This is a genomic window from Streptomyces flavotricini, assembly GCF_020639365.1.
Classification (GTDB): domain Bacteria; phylum Actinomycetota; class Actinomycetes; order Streptomycetales; family Streptomycetaceae; genus Streptomyces; species Streptomyces flavotricini.
The window spans coordinates 1,938,535-1,945,866 of sequence record NZ_JAINUL010000001.1 but is presented as its reverse complement, the minus strand read 5'-3'; the positions used below and the strand labels follow the sequence as shown (position 1 = coordinate 1,945,866).

General features: G+C 73.8%; 6 protein-coding genes and 1 tRNA gene. 6 read left to right on the top strand and 1 reads right to left on the bottom strand.

Annotation, left to right across the window (positions count from 1 at the left end):
* Positions 1-124: 124 nt before the first annotated feature.
* Together K7B10_RS08945 and K7B10_RS08940 are read left to right on the top strand one after the other, a co-directional pair.
* Positions 125-763 (top strand): LutC/YkgG family protein, encoded by a 639-nt coding sequence (locus tag K7B10_RS08945; protein WP_229335486.1) that lies wholly within the window; start codon positions 125-127, stop codon positions 761-763.
* A gap of 5 nt (positions 764-768) precedes the next feature.
* On the top strand, positions 769-1,158 hold the full coding sequence (locus K7B10_RS08940; protein ID WP_030869551.1) for a VOC family protein: 390 nt from the start codon (positions 769-771) through the stop codon (positions 1,156-1,158).
* Positions 1,159-1,228: 70 nt separating this feature from the next.
* Here K7B10_RS08940 and K7B10_RS08935 read toward each other — a convergent pair whose 3' ends face one another.
* Positions 1,229-1,744 carry a DUF309 domain-containing protein gene (locus K7B10_RS08935; protein ID WP_229335485.1) on the bottom strand — a complete coding sequence of 172 codons (516 nt, stop codon included), beginning with the start codon at positions 1,742-1,744 and terminating at the stop codon, positions 1,229-1,231.
* 108 nt (positions 1,745-1,852) lie between these two features.
* Between K7B10_RS08935 and K7B10_RS08930 the strand changes: the two genes are divergently transcribed.
* From K7B10_RS08930 to K7B10_RS08915, 4 genes are all read left to right on the top strand, one after another.
* Positions 1,853-1,926 (top strand) — tRNA-Pro (locus K7B10_RS08930).
* Between the two features lie 298 nt (positions 1,927-2,224).
* On the top strand, positions 2,225-2,791 hold the full coding sequence (locus K7B10_RS08925) for a hypothetical protein (protein ID WP_229335483.1): 567 nt from the start codon (positions 2,225-2,227) through the stop codon (positions 2,789-2,791).
* A gap of 4 nt (positions 2,792-2,795) precedes the next feature.
* Positions 2,796-4,118 (top strand): lanthionine synthetase C family protein, encoded by a 1,323-nt coding sequence (locus K7B10_RS08920; protein WP_229335481.1) that lies wholly within the window; start codon positions 2,796-2,798, stop codon positions 4,116-4,118.
* Entirely contained in the window at positions 4,115-7,318 is a 3,204-nt protein-coding gene (locus K7B10_RS08915; protein WP_229335479.1) for a lantibiotic dehydratase, read from the top strand. Before K7B10_RS08920 ends, K7B10_RS08915 begins: the two co-directional genes overlap by 4 nt.
* Positions 7,319-7,332: the final 14 nt, after the last annotated feature.

Here is a 7,332-nt window from a genome sequence, read left to right as displayed (position 1 = left end):
CCCGGCGGCTGCGGCCGGGCCGGCTGCCGGGGCCCGGGCGGTCGTGGACGGACAGCCGCGCGCTGCCGCAGCTCCCGGCGGAGCCGTTCCGGGACTGGTGGGCGCGGGAGCGGGGAGGGCGGGCATGAGCAGCAGGGACCGCATCCTGGGCCGCATCCGCAGGGCGGTGGCCGATGGTCACCCCGACCCGGCCGTCCCCCGGGACTACCTCCGGGTCCACGGCGTGCGTACCCCGGCCGAGACGGCGGACCTCCTCGCCGCCCACCTCACGGAGTACCGCGCGCGGGTCCACCGCACGGACGCGGCCGGGATCGCACCGCTCCTCGGGCGGCTGCTGGCCGCGCGCGGGGCCCGGACGGTCCTCGTCCCGACGGGCCTGCCCCCGCACTGGCTCGACCGGGTGGAAGCCGTCACGGTGGCGGACCGCACCGCGTCCACCACGTACGAACTGGACGCGGTGGACAGCGTGGTGACCGGCTGCGCCCTGGCGATCGCCGAGACCGGCACGATCGTCCTCGACGGCGGACCCGGGCAGGGCAGGCGCCGCATCACGCTGATCCCGGACCACCACGTCTGCGTGGTCCGGGTCCCCGACCAGGTGGTGGACTCGGTGCCGCAGGCCCTGCCCCTGCTGGACCCGACGCGGCACCTGACCTGGATCTCCGGCCCCTCCGCCACCAGCGACATCGAGCTCGACCGGGTGGAGGGCGTGCACGGCCCGCGCACCCTGGAGGTGATCCTGCTGACCGGACCAGCAGAATGAGTTCCATGTCCGCATACATCGCGCTCACCGCCCTCGTCGTCCGCGACTACGACGAGGCCATCGACTTCTACACCCGTGCCCTCGGCTTCACCCTCGTCGAGGACACCGCGCGCCCCGACGGCTCCCGCTGGGTCGTGGTCCGCCCCGACGGCGCCACCGAGGCGGCGCTGCTGCTGGCCCTCGCCAAGGACGAGGCCCAGAGCGCCCGGGTCGGGGACCAGACGGGCGGCCGGGTCGGCTTCTTCCTGTACACCGACGACTTCGCCCGGGACCACACCCGGATGACGGCCGAGGGCGTCCGCTTCCTGGAGGAGCCGCGCCACGAGGCGTACGGCTCGGTGGCGGTCTTCGAGGACCTCTACGGCAACCGCTGGGACCTCCTCGAGCCCGCGTAGGCCCGGTCCTGGGCCGGGCCCCTGACCCCCGGGCCCGTTTGCCCGGGCCCGCGGGGCCGGCCCGCCGGGGTCAGAGGGGGACCGGCCGGTCCGGCGGGGAGGCGAGCCGCGGTGCCTCGGCCGCGGCGTCGACCGCCGCGCCGGCCTCCACCCGCGCGGCCAACTCCCGGGCCCAGCCGACCAGCCCCCGTACGTCGATCCCGTACGAGCCCCCGCCACCGGCGCCTTCCCCCGCGTCGGGCGCGGCCAGGGCCGCTGCCCCGCGCCGCAGCAGGCGGGCACCGCCGACGGCGTTCCCGCGCGCGGCGTGCGTGAGCCCGACCGCCAGCTGCGCGAGGGCCCGCCACAGCGCGGCGTCGGCCTCGGGCCCGGACTTCCAGGCGTCCTCGAAGACCTCGTGCGCGTGGAACGGCATCCCGGCGTCCAGCAGCCGCTGCGCCTGCGCCACCGTCTCGGCGGGCGTCCGCAGGATCCCCTCGGGCTGCCGCTCCACGCCCGGCTCCCCGTACGCCAGCGGCCGCCCCAGCCCGTCCCGGGGGCGCGCGCTGCGCGCCCGCCCCTCACCGTCCCGATCCCGTGCGTTCACCCCGCCATCCTGCCCTCAGCCGGAAACCCGTGCATGCGCACCCCTCTACGTGGGGTAATGTTCTGCATGTGCCGCCGGGACGGGGGAAACCCCAGCTCAACGGCACAACGGGACGTGGCGCAGCTTGGTAGCGCACTTGACTGGGGGTCAAGGGGTCGCAGGTTCAAATCCTGTCGTCCCGACTCGACGGAGTCGTAGATCAGAGGCCGTATCGGAAGCATCCGATGCGGCCTTCAGGTCGTTCCGGGGGAGCCGGCGGTGAGCGGGTCCGGCTGGCACGGCTCGCGGTGACGCGAGAAAATGAAGCCAGACGTGGAGGCCCGAGGGGGTTCGAGTGCCGGGCCGCCCGAACCGTCTGGGGAGAAAGCCATGCCAGACCCCGCGGAAAACAACACTCCGAAGGACGTCGAAGGCCCCCAGGACCCACTGGTCGAACGGATGCGCCCGGACCCCTCACGACCGGCTCTATCCTCACTGGTCGTGGCCGGGCTGCTGGGAGACAGTGACCGCCCCGGCCACAGGCGCCTCTACCTCACGAAGAAGCTCGACTACTTCATCGAGTTCGCCGTCGGTGATGTCCTCGACAGCTCGCGCGTTCCTTCGGACCGGCCACCCTTCCTCGGTACCGACTCAACTCAGGTCACACTGAAGAAGGGTGCTCACATCAGCTACACGCGCACCACGGAGGTCCAGCCGCCGGACGAGTTCGACCTGGACCTCCGCCGACGGCGCGCGGCGCCCGCCGGCAGGCCCGGCAGTCGTGGTCCCCGGCGGGCTCCGGGGCGGCCGCAGCCCCTCGCCGCCGTGTACGACGAGAACACGAACCCGGTCGACTACTACACCCAGCCGGTGACGGACCCGGAGGGGGATTGCCGGCCGATCCCGTGGACCGAGGCCTTCTGGTCGTGCACGTGCGGGCAATGGGGATGCACCAACACGTGTGACGAGTGGTTCTCATGCCCGCAGACCTGTACGGGCTGTCTCCCGGACGAGGATTACGACAAGACGCTCAGCTGCATCCAGACGGCGTGCAGTCCCGCTTGCTGAGCCCATGACTCCGGCCTGGGAGAGCGCCCTCGACGCGAACCGGCGCAGCGCGGTGCTCTTCGTGGCACGGGACGTCGCGGTCCGCACCACCGATCGCGCACGCATCACGCGGTCGATGCCGGCGGCCCGTCGCCAGTCGCGCCATCCCGAATCGGTTCACTGGAATCCGTACGGACTCGCGGGAGGAGATGCCGGGATCGCCCTGATGTGCTCATATTTCGATCAGTGCCTTTCGGGGGAGGGCTGGGACGCGGTCGGACACGGTTTCCTCACGGAAGGCGTGACCGCTCTGGAGAACGGCGGCTCGGGACATGCCGGGCTGTTCGCCGGACTCGGCGGTTTCGCCTTCGCAGTGGAGTCATCGAGCCGAAACGGCGACCGCTACCAGCGGGCACTCGCGACCGTCGACGAACTGCTCGCGCCGCAGGCACGGAAGCTCGCCGGGCGACTGGGCGCCGCCGAACACGGCCTGCCGGTGAGCGCCTTCGACGTGGTGTCCGGGGCGAGCGGGGTGGCGGCGTACCTCTTGAGGAGGGACCCGCTGGGCGCGCTGCCGGATGTCCTCACCGCTCTGGTCCGCCTCGCCGAGCCCTGCCGGGGCACCCCCCGCTGGGCCACCCCACCCGACCTCCTCCTCTCCGAATCGACACGGCGGGCCTATCCGACGGGCCAGCTCAACTGCGGGCTCGCGCACGGCATACCCGGGCCGCTGGCGGTGCTGTCGCTCGCGCTGCAGAGCGGGTACGAGGTCAGCGGCCAGCGCGAAGCGGTGCGCGCCCTCGCCCAATGGCTGCTCTCGCGCCGGATCGAGGACGCGTGGGGATGCGGCTGGCCCGATGCCGTACCCCTGACCCCTGCGGGCCGGCCTGCCCGTGACCGGGCCTGCGGTCCGACGAGAGGAGCCTGGTGCTACGGCACTCCGGGGGTGGCCCGTTCGCTCTGGCTGGCCGGCCGGGCCCTGGACGACGGCGGTCTCGGACACGCGGCGGTCGAGGCGATGTCCAGCGTCCTGCGGCGCCCTGCGGAACTGCGCCACCTCACCTCACCCACCTACTGCCACGGTGTGGCCGGACTGCTCCAGATCGTCCTGCGCTTCGCCCGCGACACCCCGTCGGAGACCCTCGCGCAGGCCTCGACCGCCCTCGTCGACGAGCTCCTGGCGGCGTACGAACCCCAGCGGCCGTTCGGCTACGCCTCCAGGGAGGCGGCGGACGTCGCCGTCGACCGGGCCGATCTCCTCGACGGCGCCGCCGGCGTCGCCATGACCCTCCTGGCCGCGGCCACCGGGACCGAGCCGGCCTGGGACCGGATGTTCCTCCTCTCATGACCGCAGCCCACGGCCCGCGACCGGCGCGCCGAGACCGGCCGTCCGGGCTCTACGAGCCGCTCGGCTGGGCCGTCCTGCGGGCGCCCCTCCTGCCCGCCGGCACCCGCGACGCCGCTCCCGGGTCCGCGTCCGACTCTTCGCTGATGCCGGCCGATCCACTGCTGGGTCTCGCGATACGACTGGCCAGTCCGGATCTGGCCGCCGCGCTGGAACGGACCGGACCGCACGACCGACAGGCCCCCCGGCTGGAGCGCAAGCTCAGGCGCTACCTCATCAGGATGACCACCCGGCCGACGCCCTTCGGCCTGTTCGCGGGAGTCGGTCTGGTCCGATGGGCCCCGGCCACGGACCTCGGGATCGACCCGGCGGCATCACGCACGGCCACCCGGGCCGACATGGGATGGCTGAACGAACTGACCGAGTCGCTCCGCGAAGACCCGGACATCGGCCCCCATCTACGCCTGATGACCAGCCCGGCCGTCTCGCTGCACCGCGGCCGCGCCGTGCTCACGCAGGGGCCGGCGGCAGGAACCTCCGTCCGCGCCACCGCCGGGGTGCGCCTCGTGCTGGGCGCGGCGCGGCTGGCCGCCTCGCGGGAGGAGTTGGAGCAGGCGGTGCGCGCCATCCCCGGCGCCACGCCCGAGAAGACCGGCCGGTTGGTCGAAGAGCTGCGGAGCCAGGGCTTCCTCATCTCCGAGCTCAGCCCCGCACCGACCCGTGGCGATCCGGTGACGTGGGTGCGCCGCTGCCTCGGGGCGATCCCCTCAGGCCGCGCACGCGCCGCCGAACGGCAACTGGGCGTGCTGGCAGCTGAATTGGCCGACTGGGACGAGCTGCCCCTCGACCGGAAGGCAGAGCACCTGCCGGCCCTGCGCGACCTCCTGGCCGATGTGCACCGCGCCGTGACCCGTGCGGGGAGCGACACCGCAAGGGCCGGCGCCGGTGGCGTGGGAATCCGGAACGGGACCCTGCAGACCGACACGGCCCTTGCGTTCCGGTCCACCGCACTGCACGCCGCCGTGGCCGCCGAAGCCGCCGAGGCGGCAGAGTTGCTGCTCCGCCTGAGCCGCCTGCCGCGGGCCATGCCGCATCTGGACGACTACCGGCGGGCCTTCGAGGGCCGCTACGGCGCGTACCGCCAGGTCCCGCTGCTGGAGTTGCTCGACCCCGCGACGGGGCTCGGCCCGCCGTCCGCTCCCCGCGCGGGCGGGCCCGGGAGCGGTCCGCGAGACCGGCTTCTCCTCGACCTCGCCGTGGAGGCCGTCCGGGAGCGCCGCCGGGTCGTCGAACTGGACGACGAGCTGCTGTCGCGGCTGGCGACCCCCGCGCCCGCCCCCGAGGACGTCCCGCCGTCCCTCGAGTTGTCCTTCTTCGTGGCCGCCACCTCCCCGGACGCCGTAGACCGGGGGGACTTCCGGATCGTCGTCGGCCCCAATGCCGGAGTCTGCGCCGCCGGCCGCAGCCTGGGGCGGTTCGCCGCTCTCCTCGGCCCGCCCGCGGCAGAAGCGCTGGAAGAACTCGCGCGCACCGAGCAGGTGCACGAACCCGACACGCTCATCGCCGAAGTCGTCCACGCACCCGACCCCCCGCGTTCGGCGAACGTGGCGTTGAGGCCCGCCGTCCGACGACACGAGATCCTCGTCGACGCCTGGCCCGGTGTACCGCCCGAGGGGGTGATACCCGTACGCGAGCTGGTCGTCGGCATCAGGAACGGCCGCTTCGTGATCGGCTGGCCCGCGGGGGGAGCCGAGGTCATCGGTGTGCAGGGGCACATGCTCAACACCAGGAGGGCATCGGCCGCCGTCCGCTTCCTGGTCGACGTCACCCACGACCGTTGGTGCCGGCTGAGCGGGTTCTCGTGGGGGCCGGCGGCGGGCCTGGGCCGTCTTCCCCGGGTCCAGCGCCACCGGACCGTCCTGGCTCCCGCCCAGTGGCGACCCGATCCCGCCATGGTCGACAGCTCCGGCTCCGAGGGCGGCTTCGGGCCGGCCCTCGCGACATGGCGGAGCACCTGGGACGTGCCCTCCCGCGTCTACCTGACGGTCGCCGACCATCGGCTCCTGCTCGACCTGGACGACCCGCGGGACGTCGAGCTGCTCCGGGACGAGCTCAGGACGGGCGCCCGCGACGGGTACGCGGTGCTCCAAGAGGCCCTGCCCGGACCGGAGCACGCCTGGCTGCCGGGGCCGGACGGCGGCCACATGTGCGAGGTGGTGGCACCACTCGTCCGGCGTGGCGGTGCGCGCCGGGGCGGGGTGTCTCCCGACTTCGCCCGGGTGGTCGATCCGGTGACGCGGCTGCGCCCGCCGGGCAGCGACTGGCTCTATCTGAAGCTCTATTGCGAACCACGTCGAGAAGAGGAGCTGATCGGTGGCCCCGTACGCGCCTTTGCCGAGCAGGCCGCCTCCTCCGGTCTGGCGGACGGCTGGTTCTTCGTGCGCTACGCCGATCCCGAACCCCACGTACGCCTGCGCCTCCACCGGGATCCGGCCGCGCCCGTCGGCCCGCTGATGGAGCAGGCCTGTGCCTGGGCCGGTGGACTGACGGCCGAAGGCCTCTGCGGGAGGTTCTCGTTCGAGACGTACGAGCGTGAGGTCGAGAGGTACGGGGGCGAGGCGGGGACCGCCGCGGCGGAGGCGCTGTTCACGGCCGACAGCCCGGGCGTCGCCGAGATGCTGCGGGCCCGCACCGAGGGGCGGCTCGACACGGATCTTCCGGAGTTGGCCGTGGCCACCATCGACGACCTGCTGGCCTGCCTCGGCCTGTCCCCGGAGGAACGGGCGGCCTTCTCCTACGGCGGACCGTCCTCGTCGCGCCAGGGCGGCACCGAGTACCGCAGGCGGCAGCAGGCCCTGCGCCGGGCGCTGGGAGGCGCCGCACCGGCCGGCGGCGAACTGTCCCGGCTGCTCACCGCCCGGCGGTCGGTGCTCGGGCCCGCCGTCGCCCGGATCGAGGCGCTGCACCAGCGCGGCGGTCTGTGGCAGACGCGAGAGGCGTTGTGCCACAGCCTCGTGCACATGCACGCGAACCGCCTGCTCGGGATCGACCCTTCCGGAGAGGCCCTGGCCCTGGAGCTGCTCCGGCGTACCCGTGCGGGACTCGTCAAGGCACCTCTGGCCCCGCTTTCCCGCGAGTGGCGAGATTCGGCCGATCCTCGGGCGGCGGATCAGGGGCGCCGAACGGCCGGGGGTGGCGGCTGACGCATGCGCGGACC

What these genes read in the sequence shown, in the direction of transcription:
- K7B10_RS08945 (WP_229335486.1), top strand. Translation starts at nt 125, where the DNA reads ATGAGCAGCAGGGACCGCATCCTGGGCCGCATCCGCAGGGCGGTGGCC.
- K7B10_RS08940 (WP_030869551.1), top strand. Translation starts at nt 769, where the DNA reads ATGTCCGCATACATCGCGCTCACCGCCCTCGTCGTCCGCGACTACGAC.
- K7B10_RS08920 (WP_229335481.1), top strand. Translation starts at nt 2,796, where the DNA reads ATGACTCCGGCCTGGGAGAGCGCCCTCGACGCGAACCGGCGCAGCGCG.
- K7B10_RS08915 (WP_229335479.1), top strand. Translation starts at nt 4,115, where the DNA reads ATGACCGCAGCCCACGGCCCGCGACCGGCGCGCCGAGACCGGCCGTCC.